At 66.4% G+C, this 20,366-nt stretch carries 22 protein-coding genes; 6 read left to right on the forward strand and 16 right to left on the reverse strand.

Features of this window, described 5'->3' with window-relative positions:
* Nucleotides 1–7: 7 nt before the first annotated feature.
* From AC6H42_RS09245 to AC6H42_RS09280, 8 genes are all read right to left on the reverse strand, one after another.
* A complete protein-coding gene (locus AC6H42_RS09245) occupies nucleotides 8–406 on the reverse strand; it encodes a hypothetical protein (RefSeq protein WP_497547882.1) in 399 nt (132 codons plus the stop codon).
* Nucleotides 407–975: 569 nt separating this feature from the next.
* The gene (locus AC6H42_RS09250; RefSeq protein WP_497547883.1) at nucleotides 976–2,103 is read right to left on the reverse strand and encodes a porin; all 1,128 of its coding nucleotides are present in this window, start codon (nucleotides 2,101–2,103) and stop codon (nucleotides 976–978) included.
* 10 nt (nucleotides 2,104–2,113) lie between these two features.
* Nucleotides 2,114–3,409, reverse strand: coding sequence for a dicarboxylate/amino acid:cation symporter (locus tag AC6H42_RS09255; RefSeq protein WP_497547884.1), 1,296 nt, complete (start codon nucleotides 3,407–3,409; stop codon nucleotides 2,114–2,116).
* Between the two features lie 59 nt (nucleotides 3,410–3,468).
* On the reverse strand, nucleotides 3,469–3,822 hold the full coding sequence (locus tag AC6H42_RS09260; RefSeq protein ID WP_057158214.1) for a cupin domain-containing protein: 354 nt from the start codon (nucleotides 3,820–3,822) through the stop codon (nucleotides 3,469–3,471).
* Nucleotides 3,819–4,820, reverse strand: a complete 1,002-nt coding sequence (locus tag AC6H42_RS09265; RefSeq protein WP_497547885.1) for a quinone oxidoreductase family protein — start codon at nucleotides 4,818–4,820, stop codon at nucleotides 3,819–3,821. Before AC6H42_RS09265 ends, AC6H42_RS09260 begins: the two co-directional genes overlap by 4 nt.
* A 62-nt stretch (nucleotides 4,821–4,882) precedes the next feature.
* Nucleotides 4,883–5,761, reverse strand: coding sequence for a beta-keto acid cleavage family enzyme (locus tag AC6H42_RS09270; protein WP_057158212.1), 879 nt, complete (start codon nucleotides 5,759–5,761; stop codon nucleotides 4,883–4,885).
* A 9-nt stretch (nucleotides 5,762–5,770) separates the two neighbouring features.
* Entirely contained in the window at nucleotides 5,771–6,544 is a 774-nt protein-coding gene (locus tag AC6H42_RS09275; RefSeq protein ID WP_497547886.1) for an SDR family NAD(P)-dependent oxidoreductase, read from the reverse strand.
* A gap of 10 nt (nucleotides 6,545–6,554) precedes the next feature.
* Nucleotides 6,555–7,439, reverse strand: coding sequence for a dioxygenase family protein (locus AC6H42_RS09280; RefSeq protein WP_057158210.1), 885 nt, complete (start codon nucleotides 7,437–7,439; stop codon nucleotides 6,555–6,557).
* A gap of 187 nt (nucleotides 7,440–7,626) precedes the next feature.
* On the opposite strand from AC6H42_RS09280, the gene AC6H42_RS09285 reads away from it, so the two are divergent.
* The 3 genes from AC6H42_RS09285 to AC6H42_RS09295 are packed head-to-tail and all read left to right on the forward strand — an operon-like array spanning nucleotide 7,627 to nucleotide 11,219.
* Nucleotides 7,627–8,667 carry a LacI family DNA-binding transcriptional regulator gene (locus AC6H42_RS09285; RefSeq protein WP_497547887.1) on the forward strand — a complete coding sequence of 347 codons (1,041 nt, stop codon included), beginning with the start codon at nucleotides 7,627–7,629 and terminating at the stop codon, nucleotides 8,665–8,667.
* 54 nt (nucleotides 8,668–8,721) lie between these two features.
* A complete protein-coding gene (locus AC6H42_RS09290; RefSeq protein ID WP_057158208.1) occupies nucleotides 8,722–9,222 on the forward strand; it encodes a hypothetical protein in 501 nt (166 codons plus the stop codon).
* A 41-nt stretch (nucleotides 9,223–9,263) separates the two neighbouring features.
* Nucleotides 9,264–11,219 carry a GAF domain-containing protein gene (locus AC6H42_RS09295; protein WP_057158207.1) on the forward strand — a complete coding sequence of 652 codons (1,956 nt, stop codon included), beginning with the start codon at nucleotides 9,264–9,266 and terminating at the stop codon, nucleotides 11,217–11,219.
* Nucleotides 11,220–11,334: 115 nt separating this feature from the next.
* On the opposite strand, the gene AC6H42_RS09300 is transcribed toward AC6H42_RS09295, so the two are convergent.
* Together AC6H42_RS09300 and AC6H42_RS09305 are read right to left on the reverse strand one after the other, a co-directional pair.
* On the reverse strand, nucleotides 11,335–12,837 hold the full coding sequence (locus tag AC6H42_RS09300; protein WP_057158206.1) for a DUF3369 domain-containing protein: 1,503 nt from the start codon (nucleotides 12,835–12,837) through the stop codon (nucleotides 11,335–11,337).
* 112 nt (nucleotides 12,838–12,949) lie between these two features.
* Entirely contained in the window at nucleotides 12,950–13,726 is a 777-nt protein-coding gene (locus AC6H42_RS09305) for a DNA-formamidopyrimidine glycosylase family protein (RefSeq protein ID WP_497547888.1), read from the reverse strand.
* A gap of 146 nt (nucleotides 13,727–13,872) precedes the next feature.
* Between AC6H42_RS09305 and AC6H42_RS09310 the strand changes: the two genes are divergently transcribed.
* Together AC6H42_RS09310 and AC6H42_RS09315 are read left to right on the forward strand one after the other, a co-directional pair.
* Nucleotides 13,873–16,125 carry a PhoX family protein gene (locus AC6H42_RS09310; protein WP_057158205.1) on the forward strand — a complete coding sequence of 751 codons (2,253 nt, stop codon included), beginning with the start codon at nucleotides 13,873–13,875 and terminating at the stop codon, nucleotides 16,123–16,125.
* Between the two features lie 146 nt (nucleotides 16,126–16,271).
* Nucleotides 16,272–16,778 (forward strand): DUF3016 domain-containing protein, encoded by a 507-nt coding sequence (locus tag AC6H42_RS09315; RefSeq protein ID WP_057158365.1) that lies wholly within the window; start codon nucleotides 16,272–16,274, stop codon nucleotides 16,776–16,778.
* Between the two features lie 11 nt (nucleotides 16,779–16,789).
* On the opposite strand, the gene AC6H42_RS09320 is transcribed toward AC6H42_RS09315, so the two are convergent.
* The 4 genes from AC6H42_RS09320 to AC6H42_RS09335 all read right to left on the reverse strand — a co-directional run bounded on the left by AC6H42_RS09320 (nucleotide 16,790) and on the right by AC6H42_RS09335 (nucleotide 19,113).
* A complete protein-coding gene (locus AC6H42_RS09320) occupies nucleotides 16,790–17,233 on the reverse strand; it encodes a thioesterase family protein (RefSeq protein ID WP_057158204.1) in 444 nt (147 codons plus the stop codon).
* 64 nt (nucleotides 17,234–17,297) lie between these two features.
* Nucleotides 17,298–18,542, reverse strand: a complete 1,245-nt coding sequence (locus AC6H42_RS09325) for a PQQ-dependent sugar dehydrogenase (RefSeq protein ID WP_497547889.1) — start codon at nucleotides 18,540–18,542, stop codon at nucleotides 17,298–17,300.
* A 71-nt stretch (nucleotides 18,543–18,613) separates the two neighbouring features.
* On the reverse strand, nucleotides 18,614–18,955 hold the full coding sequence (locus tag AC6H42_RS09330) for a hypothetical protein (protein WP_497547890.1): 342 nt from the start codon (nucleotides 18,953–18,955) through the stop codon (nucleotides 18,614–18,616).
* Between the two features lie 26 nt (nucleotides 18,956–18,981).
* Nucleotides 18,982–19,113 carry a hypothetical protein gene (locus AC6H42_RS09335; protein ID WP_497547891.1) on the reverse strand — a complete coding sequence of 44 codons (132 nt, stop codon included), beginning with the start codon at nucleotides 19,111–19,113 and terminating at the stop codon, nucleotides 18,982–18,984.
* 128 nt (nucleotides 19,114–19,241) lie between these two features.
* On the opposite strand from AC6H42_RS09335, the gene AC6H42_RS09340 reads away from it, so the two are divergent.
* A complete protein-coding gene (locus tag AC6H42_RS09340; RefSeq protein WP_497547892.1) occupies nucleotides 19,242–19,781 on the forward strand; it encodes a DUF2306 domain-containing protein in 540 nt (179 codons plus the stop codon).
* Between the two features lie 178 nt (nucleotides 19,782–19,959).
* Here AC6H42_RS09340 and AC6H42_RS09345 read toward each other — a convergent pair whose 3' ends face one another.
* Nucleotides 19,960–20,112, reverse strand: a complete 153-nt coding sequence (locus tag AC6H42_RS09345; protein ID WP_057158200.1) for a DUF1427 family protein — start codon at nucleotides 20,110–20,112, stop codon at nucleotides 19,960–19,962.
* Nucleotides 20,109–20,357 carry a DUF1427 family protein gene (locus AC6H42_RS09350; protein ID WP_057158199.1) on the reverse strand — a complete coding sequence of 83 codons (249 nt, stop codon included), beginning with the start codon at nucleotides 20,355–20,357 and terminating at the stop codon, nucleotides 20,109–20,111. The genes AC6H42_RS09345 and AC6H42_RS09350 overlap by 4 nt, the downstream gene beginning before the upstream one ends.
* Between the last annotated feature and the right edge of the window lie 9 nt (nucleotides 20,358–20,366).

The following is a 20,366-nucleotide window of genomic DNA, read 5'->3' on the forward strand; positions in this document are numbered from 1 at the left end:
GCGTCTGTCAGATGGCTGCGTGCGGGTCCATGTCCTTCAGCTTGCTCTCGCGGGCACGCTGCTTGCGGTTGCGCGCCACGATGAACCAGATGATGGCGGCGGGTATCAGCACCGGCAGCATCAGCGGCGACATCACGGCCACCAGCACCACCGCCAGCATCAGCAGGCCGGCCACCATCAGCACGCCCAGGCCGGCGAACAGGAAGCCCAGGAACACCGCCACGCAGACCATGACCACGGCGCCGATCAGCAGGCCCAGGCCGCCGAAGGTGATGCCCAGCAACACACCCAGCGGGCCGTCGAATTCTTCGTCGCCCAGGTGGACCACCATGCCGCTGCTGTCCAGCGTGTTCCAGGCGGCAATAAAGAGCAGGGCGATAAGCAGGATGGCGAGCAGTTTTTTCATGAGGGTTCCCCTGGTTTGGCGAGTGATGCCGTGGTTGGTATGGTGTAACTTTACGGTGCAGCGGGGCGCCGGGCCACCGGATTGCGATGGAGCGCAGAATTCACGGGATCAATGGCGGACGGCGGCGATAAGCTGCGAAGCTTGCCCCGCCCGCGGAAAAAACCGGCGGATCCGTCCTTGAATTAAAGATATCGTTGCCTATACTGAATACCTATCCTGCACATGGAGGGCAATATGGCTTGGCTAGAACTGAGCGAGGGTCAATCGATATCCTCGGGATTCGGCAGTGCAATGCGCCAGCGTAGCGCGACTGAGTGTTCGGGCGGACCCAAGGGGCCGCCATCGGCGCCGCCTACCATTCCGCCGATCATCATCAATCCCTACACCTACCATATGCCGGAGCCGGCGATCGATCCACGCCGCACCCCGCTGGGACCGCCGATCGCGCCGCCGCCCCGGCCTGCTATGTCGCTGCTGGCTGCCTAGCGCGGCCATTCGGGAATAAACCCACCAAATAAAAAGCCCGCATCATGCGGGCTTCCGCGTTTACGGCGCTGGCCGATCCCGCGCTAGAACGCGTGCCGCATGCCGAAGGCGGCGCCCTGCAGCGTGGCCCCGGCGCTGACCGTCAGCGCGTTGATGGCGAAGTCGTGCAGCGCGTTGGCGTCGTTGTCGAGCCGCGTGTAATACGCGTACAGGCTGCTGCGCCTGGACAGCGTGTAGTCGTAGCCCAGCGTGACGTGGCTGGCGCCGGTGTCCGGCCCGCGCTTGAGGTAGCCGATTTTCTGCGTCGAGCCGCCCTTGCCGTCGCCGGCGTGCGCAAAGCCCAGGCGCAGCCCGTGCGGGCCGGCCTGGTGCGTTGCAGAAACATAGTAAGCCGTCTGTTCCAGCTTGCCGGTGGCGGTTTGGTACTTGAGTTTCTCGGCAATGACGGCCAGCCGGGTCTCGCCCAGCCGGTGGCTGAAGCGGTAGGCGGCGGCCAGCTTGGTGCCGCTGTCGTCGCGGCCCTTGCCCTGGTAATCGTGGTGCCGCTCGTGGGCCAGCGCGGCGTACCATGGCCCTTGCTCGTAGACGCCGGCCAGCGAGGTCAGCGACGGCTTGGCGCCGCCGGCCGGACGTTCCTCGCTGATGCCGTGCGCGGTGCGCAGCGTGATGCCGTGCCAGGTGGGCGAGTACCAGCTGATGCCGTTCTGCTGGCGGCGGTCGAAAGAGGACAGGTTGCCCAGGTTGTCCACCGTCGAGCCGGCGCCGTTGCCGATGATGCTCATGTAGCCGGCCGTGGTGGGGTAAAACGGGTCCAGCCCGGAGGTGCTGTTGTTGTAAGGGGTGGTCCAATGCCCGAGGAACAGCTGGCCGTAGCCGCCTTCCAGGCCGACGCGGGTGTCGCGCTGGGCCGGGCTGCCTTCGCCGGTGTCGGGCGACAGCGTGCCTTCGATCTGGAAGATGGCCTTGTTGCCGCCGCCCAGGTCTTCGGCGCCCTTGAAGCCGAACACGGAACGGTTGTTGACCAGGCGCGTGACGGCGAGCCGCTTGCCATTGCTGGCGGCGCCGGCGGCCGAGGTTTCCATGTGTTCCATGGCCACGTTCAGGCGGCCATAGACCGTGACATTGCTCTGCGCGGCGGCGTGGCCCGCCGCGGCAGCCAGGGCCAGGGCGGCCGCGGCGGCGCAGCGCGAGGAGGTATTCGTATTCTTCATATCGTTGTCCTTAGCGGATGGCGGCAAGTTTGTCGCGGTCCAGTTCACCTTCCCAGCGCGCCATGACCACCGTGGCGACGCCGTTGCCTATCATGTTGACCAGCGCCCGCGCTTCGCTCATGAAGCGGTCTATGCCCAGGATCAGCGCCATGCCGGCCACCGGGATGGTGGGCACCACCGCCAGCGTGCCGACCAGCGCGATGAAGGAAGCGCCTTGCACGCCGCTGGCGCCTTTCGAGGTCAGCATGGCCACGCCGAAGATGGCCAGCTGCTGCAGCAGGCTCAGTTCCGTGTTGGTGGCCTGGGCCACGAACAGCGCCGCCATCGTCATGTAGATGCTGGTGCCATCGGTGTTGAAAGTGTATCCGGTGGGGACGATCAGGCCTACCAGCGGTTTGGAGCAGCCCAGCCTCTCCATTTTGGCCATCAGCGTGGGCAGCGCCGTGTCGGACGAGCTGGTGCCGAGCACCAGGAAGATCTCTTCCTTGATGTAGGCCATGAACTTGATGATGCTGAATCCGGCCACCCGCGCGACCAGTCCCAGTACGATCAGCACGAACAGCGCGGAAGTCAGGTAGAAGGTGCCGATCAGCTTGAGCAGCGGCCCGAGCGACACCACGCCGTACTTGCCGACCGTGAAGGCCATGGCGCCGAACGCGCCGATGGGGGCGAAGCGCATCAGGAAGTTGATCACGCCAAAGACCGCCTGCGAACCCATGTCGATCAGCTCCGTCACCGGTTTGGCGCGGCTGCCCATGGCCGACAGCGCGAAGCCGAACAGCAGGGAGATCAGCAGCACCTGCAGCACGTCGCCCCTGCCGAAGGCGTCCGCCACGGTGTTGGGAATGATGTTGAGGAAGAAGTCGGTGGGCGTCATGTGCTTGGCTTTGCCCACGTAATCGGTGACGGCCTTGGCGTCCAGCGTGGCGGGGTTGACGTTGAAGCCGTCGCCCGGGCGCACCCAGTTGCCGACCGCCATGCCGATGAACAGCGCGAAGGTGGACACCAGCTCGAAGTAGAGCAGCGCCTTGCAGCCGATGCGGCCGACCTTTTTGATGTCCTGCATGCCGGCGATGCCGCTGACCACGGTGCAGAACACGATGGGGCCGATCAGCATCTTGATCAGCTTGATGAAACCGTCGCCCAGGGGCTTCATGTCGATCGCCAGCCTGGCGTCGAAGTGGCCCAGCAGGATGCCGAGCGCGATGGCGAACAGTACCTGCACGTACAGGATGGCATAGAACGGCTTGCGGGTGCGGACGGCGGGCGGCAGCGCGCCCGCCCCGGTGGGGCTGGTGGTAATCATGTGTCTCCTCCAATGCTTCGTCGTGTGCTTCGATCAAGGTCTAGCGTATTGTTTGCGACTTATGTAGATTGGTATGGCATGGCGAGCAGGATGCTGGCCGGGTGGTTGGTATGGTTCTTTAATGCTCGCTTTTCCCCGGGCGCCAGGCGCGCGGAATCGTATTGGCGCAGCACGTGTTCGCGTAGCTGCGCGCCGTCTTCGGTGACGATGGTCACTTCGCCTTCCAGCACCAGGTACAGCTTCTCCACGCCGGAAGCGTCCAGCGTGGTGCCGCCGCCGGGCAGCAGGTGCGATAGCCCCAGCCACACCGTGTCGGACGGCCCCGCCTCGTGCCCTTGCAGCCGCAGGCAGTGCATGCCTTCGTGATTGGACGGGAAGTAGGCGGGGGCGCCGCTGTAGCGGGTGACGTTCATGGCTGCGGAGCGGGCTGCTGAACAGGCTGCAGCACGACGCGCTCGCGCGCGCCGCCCAGCACCGCGCGGTAGCCCTGCAAGGCGTCCTTCAGCGCGTAGACGGTGTCCGCCGGCACCGGGAAGGGCTTCAGCGTGCCGTCGGCGAAGCCGGGCGCCAGCGCGTCCAGGATGCGGGCGCAGGCCAGCGAATCGAGCGCCAGGGTGTCGATGCCGACATAGGTGTGCTGGCCGCGGTAGAAGGCGAAAATGTCGAACGGCACGGCGCGCTCGATGGTAGAGATGAAGATCTGCCGCCCGCCGGTGGCCAGCGCCGCGTTGGCCTGTTCGAAGTAAGGGCTGCCGACTGTGTTGTAGACGATGTCCGCGCCGTGGCCGCCGGTCTTGTCGCGCACGTAGGCGGCGATGTCCTGGCTGTCGGCGGCGATCATGTCGACCGCGCCGCTGGCGTGGCCGATGTAGGCTTCCTTGCCGCGCTCCACGGCGAACACGCGGGCGCCGGCGCGGGTGGCCAGCTGGATGGTGGCCTGGCCCACCTTGCCGTTGCCGCCCATGACCAGCACCACGTCGCCCGCCTGCGGCAGGCCGGCGCGGCGCAAGCCTTCGTAGGCGGTGATGAAGGGCACGCCCACCGCGCCGGCCTCCAGCATCGAGATGGCGGCCGGCTTGGCGCGCACGGCGGCCGTGTCCAGCACCAGGTAACGCGCGTGGGTGCCGTCGCGGCGGATGCCCAGCTCGCCGCCGCTGCCCCACACCTCCTTGCCGATCCATTCCGCCGGGCCGTCGATAACGACGCCGGCGTAGTCGCGGCCCGGGGTGCGCGGCCATACGGCGTGCGGCATGGCCCCCAGCGCGGCCTTCACGTCGCTCGGGTTGATGCCCGCGCTGTGCACTTCGATGACGCACTGGCCGGGCTGCGCCACCGGCCGCTCGGTGGTGGACAGGGAGGGGGCCAGCAAATCGATGCTGGCGGCTTTTTCGGATACGCGTACGGTGTTCATGTGGTTCTCCTCGTTGTGATCGGTTGTTCGGTCTTGCCGGGCGGGTTGGCGGCGACGCCGCGTCACCCGCGATGCAGGTTCAGCATGGTTCGCGCTTCGGCCGCGCTGGCAATGGCGCCGCCCAGCGATTCGACGATCAGCCGGGCGCGCGCCACCAGTTCCGCGTTGTCGCGCGCCAGCTTGCCCTTGGCGATGTACAGGTTGTCCTCGAAGCCGACCCGCACATGGCCGCCCAGCAGCCAGGCCTGCGCCACCATGGGAAACTCGTGGCGGCCGATGCCGAAGCCGGTCCAGGCGGCGCCTTGCGGCAGCAGGCCGCGCGCGTAAGCCATGGTTTCCGGGCTGGCGTTGAAGCCGTAGTGCACGCCCAGCACGAAGCTGAACAGGCCGGGGCCGGCCAGGGTGCCGTCGGCGATCAGGTCGCGCGCCAGGTGCAGGTCGCCGGAGTCGAAGATTTCGATTTCCGGCAGCACGCCGGCCTCGCGGATGACCTTGGCCATGCGGCGCACGTTGGCCGGCGTGTTGATGACCACATCGGCGCCGGAGTTCATGGTGTTCAGGTCCAGCGTGGCGATGTCGGGACGCAGCGCGGCGATGTGGGCCACGCGCTTTTCGGGCAGCATCAGCGTGCTGCCGGGCGCTGCCACCTGCGGATCGTCGGTGCTGGGGATGTAGCGGCCGCCCGGGCCGGTGGTGAGGTTGATCACCAGTTCGCGGTTCTGTTCGCGGATGCGCTGCATCACTTCGGCGTAGTGGTCCAGCTCCATGGACGGCAGGCCGGTGTGCGGATCGCGCACGTGGATGTGGACCACGGCGGCGCCGGCGTCGGCGGCGTCCAGGCAGGCTTGCGCGATCTGGCGCGGCGTGACCGGCAGCTCCGGGTGCTGCCCGGGCTTGACGATGTTGCCGGTGACGGCGCAAGTGATGATGGTCTTGTGCATGTGCTCTCCTTACGCCGCGCCGAGGTGGCGGCCGCCGTCGATGCGGATCACGCTGCCGGTGGCGAACAGCAGCGTGGTGGCGCAGGCTTCCACGGCGGCGGCAATGTCGTCCGGCTGGCCGATGCGCTGGAGCGGGGTGGTGGAGGCCTGCTTGTTGTTGAAGGCGGCGTCGCGGCCGGGCACGAAGTGGCTGTCCACCACGCCGGGCGAGACGTTGATGACGCGGATGTGCGGCGCCAGGGCCCGGCCCAGCGAATTGGCCATGGTGTCCAGCCCGGCCTTGGCGGCGCAGTAGGCCACGTTGCTGCCGATGCCGGTGCTGGCGGCGATGGACGAGATGTTGACCACCAGGCCATGCCCGGACGCGCGCAGCAGCGGCGCGAAGGCGCGGATGGCGGCGAACGGCGCACGCCAGTTGGCGGTGAAGATGGCGTCGATCAGCTCATCGTTCAGCGCGTCCAGGTCGGCGTGCGGCACCGGCTGGGTGAAGCCGGCCGAGTTGACCAGGATATCGGCGCGGCCGTAGCGCTCGCGCACCTCGGCGGCGGCGCGGGCCAGCGCGGCGCTGCCGGCCAGGTCGGCCTCGATGGCGCAGTGGGCGCCGCCGGCGGACGGCACAGCGGGCAGCGCGGCGGCCTTGGCGTGCGCGTCGCCGCCGGCGCGGCCGAGCAGCACGATGCGCGCGCCCTGCCTGGCCAGCCGCTGCGCGCTGGCGTAGCCGATGGCGCCGGCGCCGCCGGCGATGACAGCCACCTGGCCGGCGAGTGGAAGTTGGGATGGCATGTATGGTTCCTTATTTGATGGGCGCTTCGGGGAAGCAGCTCTCGCCCTGTTCCAGCACGAAGTCGTAATTGAGGGTGTAGTACGCGTCCTCGCCGGGGGGGGCGTGGCGCACGAACTGTCCCACCAGCGGCTTGGTCACGCCGAAGGAGACGTCGCTGCCGAGGTGGTCGCAGTCGTCGGCGAAGACCTGGGTGATCAGCGTCTTGCAGCGCGGGTGCGACACCATGAAGTGCACGTGCGCCGGCCGCATGCAGTGGCGCTGCTGCAGGCGCAGCAGCACGCCCACCGCGCCGTGCGTGGGCACCGGATAGCCGGACGGGCGCACGGTGCGGAAGCTGTAGCGGCCGTCCTCGCCGGTGATGAAATAGCCGCGCAGGTTCATCTCGGGCTGGTGCGGGTCCTGGTTTTCATACAGGCCGGCGGGCGAGGCCTGCCACACGTCCACCTTGGCGCCGGCGATGGGCTGCCCGTCCAGGCCGCGCACCTGGCCGAATACCCGCATCGGGGTGCCGGGCGTATCGCCGCGCGCGATGGAGGCGCCGTTGTCGCACAGCGGCGCCGCGGCGCGCCAGAACGGCCCGAGCAGCGCGGCCGCGCTCTGGCCCTGGTTCTGCGGGTTGTTGCGCAGCGCCACCAGGGTGGAGATGCCCAGCACGTCGGCTGCCAGCACCACTTCGTTGTGCACGGCGTTGGTCTGCTGGCCGATGTCGGCGACGAATGTCAGCACCGTGTCGAATTCCGCTTCGGTCAGGTTCACTTCGCGTATCAGCGCGTGCATGTGCTCGACAAAGGCGGCCACCAGCTGGCGCAGGCGCGGGTCGGGCGTGCGGGCCATGGCGGCGTGCGCCACGGCGGTGACGGAGGCTTCGCCGTCGATGATATTGGCGGTGTTCATGTCCACTTGCTGTCTCCTTCAAGCTGGTTAGAAGTTATGCGAACGTTCGCATTGATCTGATACTAGCAGATCGACAATCCAATTCAAGAAGAACGCGAAAATATTTGCGAACGTTCGCATCGATTCTTCCGTTTACGCTGGGCGGCAGCGGCGTGCGAAAATACGACATCGCTTATTGGAAGATGCTATGCAGCAAAAAAAGATGACGCTGAAGGGCCTGGCAGAGATCCTGGGCGTGCACACCTCCACGGTCGGCCGCGTGATGGACCCGGAAACGCGGCACATGGTGGGCGAGGAGGTGGCGCAGCGGGTGCTCAGGGAAGCGGCCAGGCATGGCTACCGGCCCAACAAGATGGCGGCGGCGCTGCGCACGCGGCGCTCCAACATCGTCGGCGTGATGCTGCCCGACATCACCAACCCGGTATTTCCGCCCATCCTGCTGGGCATCGAGGACGCGCTGCGCAAGCACGGCTATGTGGCGCTGGTGACCAATGCCGGCGAAGACCCGGAACAGCAGCGCTTCGTGGTCGACCAGCTGCTGGCGCGCCAGGTGGACGCGCTGATACTGGCCACCGCTACGCGCGACGATCCGGTCATCGGCCACTGCCTGGCGGCCGGGGTGGCGCTGGTGACCGTCAACCGCAGCGAGGACCGGGGCCGCGTATCGAGCGTGGTGAACGACGAGTATGCCGGCATGCGGCTGGCGGTGGAGCACCTGCTGGCGCTCGGCCACAGCCGCATCGTGCACCTGGTGGGGCCGCAGACGCTGTCCACCGGCCACCTGCGCCGCGAGGGCTACGAACTGGCGCTGGCGGCGCACGGCGTGGCGCGCGCCGACATGTGGCTGTTCGACTGCAGCGCCTACACGCGCGAGGCGGGACGCGCCGGCTGCCTGGCGGCGCTGGAGCGCTACCCGCAGGCGACCGCCATCCTGGCCGGCAACGACCTGCTGGCGCTGGGCTGCTACGACGCGCTGCGCGAGCGCGGCCTGCGCTGCCCGGAGGACGTGTCGGTGGTGGGCCACAACGACATGCCCTTTGTCGACATGGTCAATCCGCCGCTGACCACCATACGCATCGGCCACCACGCCATGGGCGTGCAGGCGGCCCAGCTGGTGCTGCGCCGGCTGAAGGAGGAGAAGGACGAGCAGGGCGGCGGCCAGGTGGAAATCCGGTTGAAACCGGAACTGGTGGTGCGCAATTCGACAACAGTTCCGCGCAAGGCGTAAATTGCGATATGATACGGTTTTTAACTGTATATATATCCAGTAAAGCGAGCGCCCATGACTGACGATATCCTTCTTTCCGACGACGAACAAGACGCCCTGGTGCAGGAAGACCGCCTGTGGCAAGCCAACGGCTGGACCGCGCGCGTGATCAAGAACGACGAAGACGAGGGCTGGGCCGTGGCCATGATCAAGGACGGCGAGCCGGAGCCGGCGCTGGTGGGGCCGTGGACCATGGGGCGCGACAAGAAAAACCCCAAGCCGCTCGACATCAACGCCTTCAACACCCTGGTCAAGACCGCCAACGAGGTGCTGCGCCGCCACGAGCAGCAGCTGCACGCGCAGTTGCACAAGAGCGTGCGCGTCAACACCGAGGGTGCCGCCTACATCACCGTCAACTTCGACATCACGCCGGACGAGGACGAGCCGTACGCCACCCTGACCGCGTTCGACCCCTACGGCGAAGAACTGGCCCAGGTGCGCGCGCTGCCGACCTTCAAGCTCAGTGTGGCCAGCGCCACAGCGTGGATAGAAAGCGGCTACCGCCGGCCCGGCTGAACTGGTACCATTCCTATGCTAACTTGCTCATAGGAAAATCGATGGAAAGCCGTCTCAGCCGCCTGGAAGCCGTACAAAGCATCTTGCTCGAAATCGGGCAGAAGTCGAGCACGTGCACCGACATCGCCGAATTCGTCCAGGCCGTGCACGAGGCGCTGGGCCGCATCATGTACACGGCCAATTTCTACGTGGCGCTGAGCGATGAAGGCCGTCCCAACTCGGTGCGCTTCGTGTATTTCGTCGACGAGGTGGACGAGGCGCCGGACCGCAGCGAAGTGGTGGAGCTGGCCTCGCCGGAGCAGTCGCCGACCGCCTGGGTGATCCTGAACCGCCAGCGCCTGATCATGACTGCCGAGGAGCACAACTCGCGCGGCGTGGACGGCAGCACTTGGGGCCTGGGCACCACCGCCGAGCACTGGATGGGCTGTCCGCTGGTGGACCACAACCACCAGGTGCTGGGCGCCATGGTGATCCAGAGCTATGACAAGCAGCACACCTTCAACGAGGAAGACCAGGCGCTGTTCCAGCTGATCGCCAACCACGTGTCGGGCGCGCTGCAGGGGCTGCAGAGCATGGACCGGCTGGAGCGCGCGGTACACGAGCGCACCGCCGCGCTGGAATACGAAGTGGCCGAACGGCGCCGCGCGGAAAACCTGCAGCGCGCGCTGTACGAGATCGCCAGCCTGTCCGGTGGCGCCTGGGACCGCGCCACCATGTACCAGCGCCTGCACCAGGCCATCAGCGAAGTGCTGACCGTGCGCAATTTCCTGATCGCGCTTTACCACCCCAGCAACAACGAGATCACGGTACCCTACTTCGTCGACGAGAAAGACCCGACGGCGCCGTGCACCAGCTTCTCCTACGGCGTGGGCATGACCTCCTACATCCTCAAGCAGCGCCAGCCGGTGCTGCTGGACCGCGAGGGCTACCTGGCGCTGATGGCGTCGGGCGACGTGGAGCGGCCGCTGGGCAACGAGGACATCGTCAGCTGGATGGGCGCGCCTATCCTGCTGAACGACTACGCCTACGGCGTGCTGGTGGTGCAGAGCTACGACGAGGACATGATTTACTCGCAGTCCGACCTGGACGTGCTGGCCTTCATGGCCAGCCATGTGGCGGTGGTGATCTCGCGCCTGCAGGCCGACCGCGCCATCCGCCGCGCCAAGACCGCGCTGGAAGAGCAGAACGCGGCGCTGAACACGGCGCTGACGCAACTGCAGACCGCGCAGGGCGAGCTGGTGCGGCAGGAAAAGCTGGCCTCGCTGGGCCGCCTGGTGGCCGGCGTGGCGCACGAGATCAATACCCCGCTGGGCATCTGCGTGACCGCCACCAGCCACTTGGTGCAGGAATTGAAATTGACCAAGGAAGACCTGGCCAGCGGCGCGCTGGACGAGGAGGGCTTGAACCAGTTCTTCGACATTGTCGACCAGACGCTGCGCATCATGACCACCAACACCCAGCGCGCGGCCGCGCTGGTGCGCAGTTTCAAGCAGGTCGCGGTGGACCAGTCGTCCGACAATGTGCGCAGCTTCAACCTGCGCAAATACTTGGACGAAGTGCTGCTGTCGCTGCAGCCCAAGCTGAAGGGCAAACCCATCGAGGTGCAGGTGGACTGCCCGCCGGACATCCAGATGGAAAGTTTCCCGGGCGCGGTGTCGCAGATCGTCACCAACATGGTGGTCAACTCGCTGGTGCACGGCTTTGGCGACGGCCAGTCCGGTTCGATCAAGATCAAGGGCCGGATCGAAGGCGAGCATGTGCACTTCGACTACAGCGACGACGGCATCGGCATGGACCAGGGCACCTTGAGCCAGCTGTTCGACCCCTTCTTCACCACCAAGCGCGGCTCCGGCGGCAGCGGGCTGGGCGCCCACATCCTGTATAACCTGGTGACCGGACCACTGGGCGGCACCATCAAAGTGGTCAGCGCCCCCAACATGGGCCTGCACTACAACCTGCGCTTCCCGCGCGTCCAGCACGGCAAGCCCCAGGTTTAAATACCTGGCGAAGGGGCGGTGCCAGCCCCGCGAGGGGCAGCTGAGGGACCTCGCCGGTGGTGCGCGGCAGGCGAAAAAAAACCGGCGGCAGCCGGTTTCCGCAGGGCGGGCCGGCTTAGTCCGGGAAGCGCTCGTTGATGGCCAGCGCCTTGTCGATGTTGTTGATCAGGTGCTCGACATAGACCGGGTCCAGGTGCTGGCCGGCCACTTCGCGCAAATGGCTCACCACTTGCTCCACCGGCCAGGCGTCCTTGTAGCAGCGCTTGTGCATCAGCGCGTCGAACACGTCGGCCACGGCCACGATGCGGGCGTACAGGTGGATGTTCTCGCCCCGCAGGCCCTGCGGATAGCCGCTGCCGTCGAATTTCTCGTGGTGCTGGTGCGCGATCACGGCGGCCGCCTTCAGGATCGGCCGCTGCGAGCCGTCCAGGATGGACAGGCCCACCGCCGGGTGCTGCTTCATGATTTCCCACTCCGCCGCGTCCAGCTTGCCCGGCTTGAGCAGCACCGCGTCCGGCGTGGCGATCTTGCCGATGTCGTGCATCGGCGCGGCGTGCCGCAGCACGGCCACTTCGTCGTCCGGCATGCCGCTGGCCACGGCCAGCAAATGGCACACTTCGGACATGCGCCGCACGTGGTTGCCGGCTTCGTTCGAGCGCGATTCCACCACGTCGCCCAGGCGCAGGATCAGCTCGGCCTGGGTGTCGGTGATTTCCTGGGTCAGCAGGATATTGTCGAAGGCGATCGCCACGCCGGAGCAGAACACTTCCAGCAGCTTGGTGTCGATCTCGGAAATTTCTTCCACGCCCTTGAGCACCAGCAGCGACGCCTTGCCGCTGCTGTTGGGGAAGTAGCCGACATAGGTGTCGCCCTGCACCTTGGAAATGCGGTTGCTCTTGGCGTCGTCCAGCTGGGCCAGCAGTTCGGGCGTCAGGATGTTTTCCTCGTCGCCGATCTTGGCCAGGATTTCGTATTCGTTCTCGCCGCTGATGGCGGTGGCCGCGCGCAGGCGCAGCAGCATGCTGTTTTCCAGGCGCAGCAGCGCCACCACTTGCTGCAGCAGGCCGTTGGCGAAGTCCTTCAGGTTGCGCTGCTGGAAGATATGGGCCGAGGCGGCAATCACGCGCTCCAGGCCTTCGCGGTAGTTCAGCTGGGCGATGCGGGCCTCCTCCACCTTCATGATGTCGCGGTAGGCGCGCAGCGCGGCGAAGGTGGTGGTGAACAGCTTGGTGCGGTCCAGCTCGGTTTTTTCCTTGTAGTCGTTGATGTCGTAATTGACGATCACGCGCTCTTCCGGGGCCTGGCCCGGCTGGCCGGTGCGCAGCACGATGCGGGTGAACTGGTTGTCCAGTTCCTGGCGCATCCAGCGCGCCACTTCCAGGCCGCTGTCCTCCTGTTCCATCACCACGTCCAGGAACACCAGCGCGATGTCCTGCTCGCGCGCCAGCACTTCCTTGGCCTCGGCGCCGCTGTAGGCGTGCACAAAGCTGAGTGCACGGCCGTCGAGGCGGAAGCGGCTCAGCGTGAGCTTGGTGACGTCGTGGATATCGGGTTCGTCATCGACCAGCAGAACTTTCCATGGCGCAAGCTTGGGCGACGGTGAGGACAAAAAAGACATAAGGCGTATTTCCGCAAAAAGACACTTGTATGCGCAATTTTTAGGCGCACTCTTTTGATTGTAGTCCCACAGCCAGTGGATTAACAACAGGCAATAAAAATTACACGTAAGCTTAACAACAATCGAGCAACTGCGGCAAATTTTTATACACTTTTTGACAACGTTCGCAATAGAAGCTGCGCCGCCTGGTGCGCCCCAGATGCCCCTTTGTCAAAGGGTTCTTGCACTTGGGACACCTCTTTTTCGTATGCACCAGCCAGTGCTTTTTCAGTTCACAGGCTTGCTTCCAGGCCTTGAATTCGAAACTGTACTCCCGCGCCTGTTTGACGAGCGCACGCAGCTTTGCCGGCGGCAGCGCGCCCACCTCGGACAGCGGGTGTATGCGCACACGAAACAGTACTTCGTTTTTGATGATATTCCCCACGCCGGAGAAAATATTCTGGTCCAGCAAGGCGTCGCAGGCCAGCATGGCGGGCGCGGCGCGCAGCTTTTTCAGCGCCAGGGCCGGCTGCCACCGGTCCGACATGACGTCGGCGCGCCAGTCGTACAGCGCGTCCAGGCCGCCCTCCCGTCCAGTCTCGAGCTGCTGCACCGAGCACGCGTAGAAGTTGAACTCGCCGCCGCCCTGGAATTGCAGGCTCAGGCGCGGCATCGCGTCCTTGCGCGCATTGATGCGGTAGCTGCCGAACAGCAGGAAATGGATCCTCAGCACCAGCTCCGGCAATTCGATCAGGAAGTGCTTGCCCCAGCTGTGCAGGGCCAGCACGGGCTGGCCGACCAGGCGGGCGTAGTCGACCGCCTTGCTGTTGCCGCCGGCGGCGGCGATGCTGCGGCCGCTGAAAGCGGCCGCTTCTTCCCTCAGGATGACGATGGATGGACCTTCGGGCATGGCGCCTCCCGCATGCGATGGCCCAGTGTGCGTGAAGTCCCGCCGCGTCCGCCGTGCGCTGACGCACCATGCAAGTCACAATGTTGTCATTTTCCTTGCATAGAATGGCCGGCGTCGCAGCCCCTCCACTCTAAAAGACAAGAACCATGAACAGCAAAGACCGCGTGCCAGCTTCCATCGATCCAGACGACATTGGCTACAACGATACCCCGAACGAACATTTCAGCACCGTGCTGGAGCAGCGTATCAGCCGCCGCAGCCTGCTGCGCGGCGGCGCCGCCAGCGCCGCCACGGTGGTGCTCGGTTCCATGGGCTTGAGCGCCTGCGGCAGCGACAACATCGTCTCGCCCACCGTGCCCGATCCGGTGATCCCGCCGCCGCCGGCTGAAAAGCTGCTCGGCTTCACCGCCGTGGCCAAGAGCCTGGCCGACGTCGTCACCGTGCCGGTTGGCTACACCGCCAGCGTGCTGTACGCGCTGGGCGATCCGCTGACCGCCAGCGCCACCGCCTTCAAGAACGACGGCACCGACGCCGACTTCGAAAACCGCGCCGGCGACCACCACGACGGCATGGAATTCTTCGGCCTGAGCGCCGACGGCAAGCCGTCCGCCAGCGCCGTCGAGCGCGGCATCCTGGCCGTCAACCACGAGGCGACCACCAACCAGCAGCTGTCGTCCTTTTTCATCCACGCCAACGGCGGCACCAACACGCTGCCGCGCCCGGCCGCCGAAGTGGACCGCGAAACCGCGCTGCACGGCCTGTCCATGGTCGAAGTGCGCAAGACCGGCGGCAAGTGGGAATACGTCAAGGATTCGGCCTTCAACCGCCGCGTCACCTGCCTGACCGAATGCGAGATTTCCGGCCCGGCGCGCGGCAACGCGCTGCTGGTGACCAAGTACTCCAAGGACGCCACCAAGACGCGCGGCACGCTGAACAACTGCGGCACCGGCAAGACCCCATGGGGCAGCTTCGTGTCCGGTGAAGAAAACTGGTCCGGCTACTTCGTGCGCGGCGCGGCCGACAATGCCGCGCGCGGCAACGACAAGAGCGTGGCCTCGCTGAACCGCTACGGCCGCAGCCAGGGCGCCGCTTCGCGCCACGCCTGGGAAACCGGCGGCGCCGACGACAAGTACGCGCGCTGGAACAACAGCAAGCTGGGCGCGTCCGCCGACGGCAGCGACGACTACCGCAATGAAATGAACGGCATGGGCTACATTGTCGAAGCCGATCCGTACAACAAGGCCAAGGCCGTCAGGAAGCGCACCGCGCTGGGCCGCTACGCGCATGAAAGCGCCGCCTTCGGCAAAGTGGTGGCCGGCCAGCCGCTGGCAGTCTACATGGGCGACGACTCGCGCAACGAGTACATCTTCAAGTTCGTCTCCAGCGCCGTCTGGAGCGCGGCCGACGCCAACCCGGCCGACATGCTGGCCACCGGCGACAAATACCTCGATTCGGGCAAGCTGTACGTGGCCAAGTTCGCCGCCGACGGTTCCGGCAGCTGGATCGAGCTGTCCATCAGCAACCCGGCCATCGCCGCCTACGCCGGCTACAAGTTCGCCGACCAGGCCGACGTACTGATCAACGCCCGCCTGGCTGGCGACGCGGTCGGCGCCACCAAGATGGACCGTCCTGAATGGTGCTCGGTCAACCCGGCCAACGGCGAGGTGTACTTCTCGCTGACCAACAACAGCAACCGTAACGTCAACCCGACCGGTTCGTCGGCGCTGGCGCCGGACAGCGCCAATCCACGCGCCTACACCGACATGAAGGGCACTGCGTCGCAGAACGGCAACCCGAACGGCCACATCCTGCGCGTGAAGGAAGCGCTGGCCGGCTCCACCGCGCTGAGCTTCACCTGGGACGTGTACCTGTTCGGCGCCGAAAGCGGCGCCGACGCGGGCAAGGTCAACCTGTCGAGCCTGACTTCGGACCAGGACTTCTCCAGCCCGGACGGCCTGGCCTTCAGCCCGTCCACCGGCATCTGCTGGATCCAGACCGACGACGGCGCCTATACCGACGTGACCAACTGCATGATGCTGGCCGGCCTGCCGGGCCAGGTGGGCGACGGCAAGAAAGTCACGCTGAGCTACCCGACCACCGGCGGCGGCACGCTGGCCGTGGACACCTACGTCGGCAAGGCGGCCACCGCCGACACGCTGAAGCGCTTCCTGGTCGGCCCGGTCGACTGCGAACTGACCGGCATCTGCGAAACGCCGGACGGCAAGGCGCTGTTCGTCAACATCCAGCATCCGGGCGAAGGCACCAGCCAGGCCAACCTGGCCGACCCGAGCAAGTACACCAGCCAGTGGCCGGCCAGCGCCGGCTACGGCGCCGGCAAGCGTCCGCGTTCGGCCACCATCGTCATCACCAAAAATGACGGCGGCCGCATCGGCAGCTAAGCGCTAACTGGCCGTAAAAAAGGCCGGCGCCAGCGATGGCGCCGGCCTTTTGTATTAATCGTAAGAAATCATTTCAAGGCGGGGCAAGGCGGCGCAAACGGAGTATATTGAAACGATCCGCTATGCTCTATGTGAAAGGAATCATCATGCGTGCATTCCGTTATACCGCCGCCGCCGTGCTGGCGGCCCTGGCCGCGCTGGCCAGCGGCGGCGCCCTGGCCGGCGCCACCGTCACCTATGTCGAACCCGAGAAGTTCCCGGACATGCCGTTCTCGCCGATCGACCGCGAGCGCGTGCTGGAAGACCTGAGCGCGCACTTCGCCGAGCTGGGCAAGCTGCTGCCCGCCGGGCAGGAACTGAAGGTGGAAGTGACCGACCTGGACCTGGCCGGCCGCATCGACATGAGCCGCCGCGGCGCCAATGAAATCCGCGTCATGCGCGGCATGGCCGACTGGCCGCGCATGGAACTGCGCTACACGCTGGAAGAGGGCGGCAAGGTGCTGCGCAGCGGCGACGCCAAGCTGTCCGACATGAACTATATGGACCGCGCCCGCATGGCCACCGCCAACGAGCCGCTGCGCTATGAAAAGCAGATGCTGGACGACTGGTTCAGCAAGACCTTCGGCGTGAAGGTGCGCGGCGCGCGCGGCTGAGCCTGCAATGCTTAGTCCAGCCAGTTTACCCGGGGGAACTTCGCCAGGAAGTCCTCCGGCATCGGCACCACCTGGCTGCTCTTGTAGTTAAAGAAGACGAAACCCGACTTGGCCATCGCCACCAGCGCCTGGTCCAGCGGGCGCGTGATGCGGAAGGTAATGTCGCCGCCGTATTTATTGAAGTCCATCACGCCCACCTCGAACAGCAAATGGTCGCGCGCATGGGCTTCGGCCTTGTAGGTGGTGGCCAGGTCGGTGACGATGATGCCGTTGCCGTCGCCCTCCGTCTCGCGCACGCCGAACTCGTACAGGAAGCGCGCGCGTGCCTCCGAGATCATGGAGATCATCGAATCGTTGCCCAGATGGTTGGCGCCGTTGATGTCGGTGACGCGTACGGTCAGCTGGGTGGAAAAGTAAAACTGGTCTTCCGGGAATTCAAGTTTCAGGCGGGCCATGGCGAAATAAGCGAAATGAGCGGGAGGGCGGGTTGCAATCCCCGCCATTTTACCTCGCGCCGCCTCAGCGGCGGACGATGCGGTATACCTGGCCGCCGCCGGCCAGCACGTACAGCTCGCCCTGCGCGTCCTGTCCGAACGACAGCACATTGCCTGGATTGTCCACCGCCCATTCCTGCGCCGCGCTGACCGTGCCGTTGCGGTAGACCAAGCTTTTCAGGTAACCCTTGCAGTAGTCCGAATAGAAATAGGTGCCCGCCAGTTCGGGGATGGCCGCGCCCCGGTACACATAGCCGCCGGTGATCGAGCAGCCGTTCACGTCGCTGGCGCCGTGCAGGTATTCAAATACCGGCAGGGTCAGGCCGGCCCGGTCGCAGCTGGCGGCGTTGTAGCAGGCCGTGCCTTCCATGATGTTCCAGCCGTAGTTCTGGCCGCCCTGCGTGGCCGCCACCGCGTTCACTTCCTCGCGCTGTTCCTGGCCCACGTCGGCGATGTACAGCAGGCCGTCGGCGCGGTCGAACGAGAAGCGCCACGGGTTGCGCAGCCCGGCAGCCCAGATTTCGCCGCGCCGTCCCGCCTGGCCCGCGTAGGGGTTGCCGGACGGGATGCCGTAAGTCTGGCCGGGCACGATGATGCCCACGTCCAGCCGCAGCAGCTTGCCCAGCAGCGAGCCGAGGTTCTGGGCATTGCGCTGCGGATCGCCACCGCCGCCGCCGTCGCCGGTGCCGATGTACAGGTAGCCGTCCGGCCCGAAGGCCAGCTGGCCGCCGTTGTGGTTGCTGAATTCGCGGTGCGGGATGGTGATGACGCGGCCCGCCGTGGCGGGATCGGCCAGGTTGGCGTTGCTGGCCGACACCTTCATGCGGTCCACGGCAATGTCGCCGTTGAGGTCGGTGTAATAGAGGAAGAAGCTGCCGTTCTGCGCGTATTGCGGGTGGAACGCCATCGACAGCAGGCCGCGCTCGCCGGTGGTGCTGGTGCGGCTGCTGATGTCGAGGAAGGGCGTGGCCAGCAGCGTACCGTTGGCGATAATGCGGATGCGGCCCGGGCGTTCGACCACGAACAGGCGGTTGTCGCCGGCCGGCGCGGTCAGGTACAGCGGCTGCGCCAGCCCGCTGGCCACGCTCTGCAAGGCCAGCTGCACGGTGGCCGGCGGCGTGGGCGGCGGCGTCACGGGAGGCGCGGTGACCGGGGGCGGCGCCGGCACCAGCGGCGCGCTGACGCTGCCGCCGCCGCCGCCGCCGCCACACGCGGCCAGGCCCGCCAGGGCCAAGGACAGAACCAGCATTCTCAGCGCAGTCGATCGCATGGCAGCCTCCATATCCGTGGCAGCCATTGTAGCGGGCCGGCGCGGCCGGCGGCGCGCAGCACGGCGCCGCTTCAGGCGGTACCGGCGCTGCCTTTGTGGCGCGTCAATGCGGGCCCATTTTGCGCATGTACTGCTCGAGATAGGACTTGAACTGCTGGCCGGCAAAGGCGGCGCTGGCTGCCTTGTTGAAGCGCGCGATGGCAGCCGCGTCGGCCCGCGCCGAATACGCCCTGCAGCGGCGCCGGCACCGTGGTGCCGCCCACCCAGCCGAGCTCCATGCCGGCCAGCTGCTGCAGCGACTGCACTCCGTTCAGCGGCGCATCCCGGCGCACGGCCAGGTGCGGCTGCGTGCGCAGATAGGACCAGTTGAACATTGCCACCTCCGGCAGGTGGTCATAGCGTTCGCTGGTCACCAGCAGGATGTCGATGGCGCCGTTTTTCAGGCGCTCGATGGCGCGCCCGGCGCGCCCGTGATGATGGGCGCCACCACGAAGCCGCCCACGCGCAAGGGGCCGGCGGCGGTCGGCGGCGGCAGCAATGCCGCGAGGAATAGGAGCTTCCGTAAGGACATTGCATGATGTTAGCGCAGCGTCAGCCCATCCCTGCCTTTTGCCATAAGACGGCGCAGCGCAACAGGACTAGCATGGCTTGGCAGCGCGCTCGCTGCGCACCCCCACCATTTTGCTAAGGACCGACATCATGCTTGGACTTACACCGCTGGGCGCCGTCCACACTGCCATCAGCCTAGTCGCAGTCGCGGCCGGCCTGATCGCCTTCTGGCGCGACAAAGGCATCACCCCCGCCAACCTGCTGGGCCAGGTTTACATCTGGACCACCGTGCTCACCTGTTTAACCGGCTTCGGCATCGTCGAGCGCGGCGGTTTCGGCAAGCCCCACGCGCTGGGCGTGCTGACTTTGCTGGTGCTGGGCCTGGCCTGGCTGGCCGCGCGCGGCAGCCTGTTCGGCGCCCGGTCCGCCGCCGTGATGACGGTCAGCTACTCGCTGACCTTCTTTTTCCACATGATTCCGGCCATGACGGAAACGGCGGTGCGCTTGCCGGTGGGCAAGCCGCTGGCCGACAGCCCGGAAGCCGAATGGCTGAAAGTGGCCGCCGGCATTTTGTTCTTGGTGTTCCTGATCGGCGCCACGCTGCAGCTGCGCCGGCTGCGCCGGGCGCCGGGCGGCGAGGCGGCGCCGCGCTACGACAGGCCGGGTGGCGCGGTGGATTCCAATATGTAAGCAAGACCGTTCTGTGTCACCATGGGGCTGCCCGCAAGGGCAGACCATGGTGAAGGATGCCGGCACCCTGGCAGCGTAGCTGGGGTCGGCCGCCGGCCTGCCGGCGCTGCCGAAACGGCGGCGTGCCCGGCCAGCGGCGCCAGCCTGCGCACCATGCTCAGGGAGTGTTGAGCTGCCTCTACATCATGCCGGCGGCGACATAGCCGGCCGTCATGGCCACCACCAGCAGCGCGCCGACCGGCGTCGGCGGCGACGGGGAGGGGATGTCGAACCAGCGGCATACGCCGCCAACGGCCAGCCCCAGCAGGGCGCCTATGAAGAGCGGGCTCATTGGTTCGCCTCCTCCTGGCCGCGCTCCAGCGCGTGGCCGCCGCAGTGCTGCTTGTTCTGCGCCGGCTGGCGGGCCTGGCTGCCGGCCAGGTAGCGGTCCACCAGCCAGTAGCCGCTGCTCATGGCGAACACCAGCAGCGCGCCGCTGAGCACCGGCGGCGACGCGGCCGGAATGCCGAACAGCTTGCAGCCGGCGCCCACCACAAAGGACAGCACCAGGCCCAGCCCGATTTTCGTGTAGTTCATGGCCGCCCC

Source organism: Massilia sp. NBRC 108631, from assembly GCF_059704565.1.

What these genes read in the sequence shown, in the direction of transcription:
- AC6H42_RS09280 (WP_057158210.1), bottom strand. Translation starts at nt 7,439, where the DNA reads ATGAACACCGCCAATATCATCGACGGCGAAGCCTCCGTCACCGCCGTG.
- AC6H42_RS09290 (WP_057158208.1), top strand. Translation starts at nt 8,722, where the DNA reads ATGACTGACGATATCCTTCTTTCCGACGACGAACAAGACGCCCTGGTG.
- AC6H42_RS09320 (WP_057158204.1), bottom strand. Translation starts at nt 17,233, where the DNA reads ATGGCCCGCCTGAAACTTGAATTCCCGGAAGACCAGTTTTACTTTTCC.
- AC6H42_RS09275 (WP_497547886.1), bottom strand. Translation starts at nt 6,544, where the DNA reads ATGCCATCCCAACTTCCACTCGCCGGCCAGGTGGCTGTCATCGCCGGC.
- AC6H42_RS09345 (WP_057158200.1), bottom strand. Translation starts at nt 20,112, where the DNA reads ATGAGCCCGCTCTTCATAGGCGCCCTGCTGGGGCTGGCCGTTGGCGGC.
- AC6H42_RS09245 (WP_497547882.1), bottom strand. Translation starts at nt 406, where the DNA reads ATGAAAAAACTGCTCGCCATCCTGCTTATCGCCCTGCTCTTTATTGCC.
- AC6H42_RS09250 (WP_497547883.1), bottom strand. Translation starts at nt 2,103, where the DNA reads ATGAAGAATACGAATACCTCCTCGCGCTGCGCCGCCGCGGCCGCCCTG.
- AC6H42_RS09265 (WP_497547885.1), bottom strand. Translation starts at nt 4,820, where the DNA reads ATGAACACCGTACGCGTATCCGAAAAAGCCGCCAGCATCGATTTGCTG.
- AC6H42_RS09300 (WP_057158206.1), bottom strand. Translation starts at nt 12,837, where the DNA reads ATGTCTTTTTTGTCCTCACCGTCGCCCAAGCTTGCGCCATGGAAAGTT.
- AC6H42_RS09335 (WP_497547891.1), bottom strand. Translation starts at nt 19,113, where the DNA reads ATGTCCTTACGGAAGCTCCTATTCCTCGCGGCATTGCTGCCGCCGCCG.
- AC6H42_RS09350 (WP_057158199.1), bottom strand. Translation starts at nt 20,357, where the DNA reads ATGAACTACACGAAAATCGGGCTGGGCCTGGTGCTGTCCTTTGTGGTG.
- AC6H42_RS09315 (WP_057158365.1), top strand. Translation starts at nt 16,272, where the DNA reads ATGCGTGCATTCCGTTATACCGCCGCCGCCGTGCTGGCGGCCCTGGCC.
- AC6H42_RS09285 (WP_497547887.1), top strand. Translation starts at nt 7,627, where the DNA reads ATGCAGCAAAAAAAGATGACGCTGAAGGGCCTGGCAGAGATCCTGGGC.
- AC6H42_RS09305 (WP_497547888.1), bottom strand. Translation starts at nt 13,726, where the DNA reads ATGCCCGAAGGTCCATCCATCGTCATCCTGAGGGAAGAAGCGGCCGCT.
- AC6H42_RS09270 (WP_057158212.1), bottom strand. Translation starts at nt 5,761, where the DNA reads ATGCACAAGACCATCATCACTTGCGCCGTCACCGGCAACATCGTCAAG.
- AC6H42_RS09260 (WP_057158214.1), bottom strand. Translation starts at nt 3,822, where the DNA reads ATGAACGTCACCCGCTACAGCGGCGCCCCCGCCTACTTCCCGTCCAAT.
- AC6H42_RS09340 (WP_497547892.1), top strand. Translation starts at nt 19,242, where the DNA reads ATGCTTGGACTTACACCGCTGGGCGCCGTCCACACTGCCATCAGCCTA.
- AC6H42_RS09310 (WP_057158205.1), top strand. Translation starts at nt 13,873, where the DNA reads ATGAACAGCAAAGACCGCGTGCCAGCTTCCATCGATCCAGACGACATT.
- AC6H42_RS09295 (WP_057158207.1), top strand. Translation starts at nt 9,264, where the DNA reads ATGGAAAGCCGTCTCAGCCGCCTGGAAGCCGTACAAAGCATCTTGCTC.
- AC6H42_RS09255 (WP_497547884.1), bottom strand. Translation starts at nt 3,409, where the DNA reads ATGATTACCACCAGCCCCACCGGGGCGGGCGCGCTGCCGCCCGCCGTC.
- AC6H42_RS09325 (WP_497547889.1), bottom strand. Translation starts at nt 18,542, where the DNA reads ATGCGATCGACTGCGCTGAGAATGCTGGTTCTGTCCTTGGCCCTGGCG.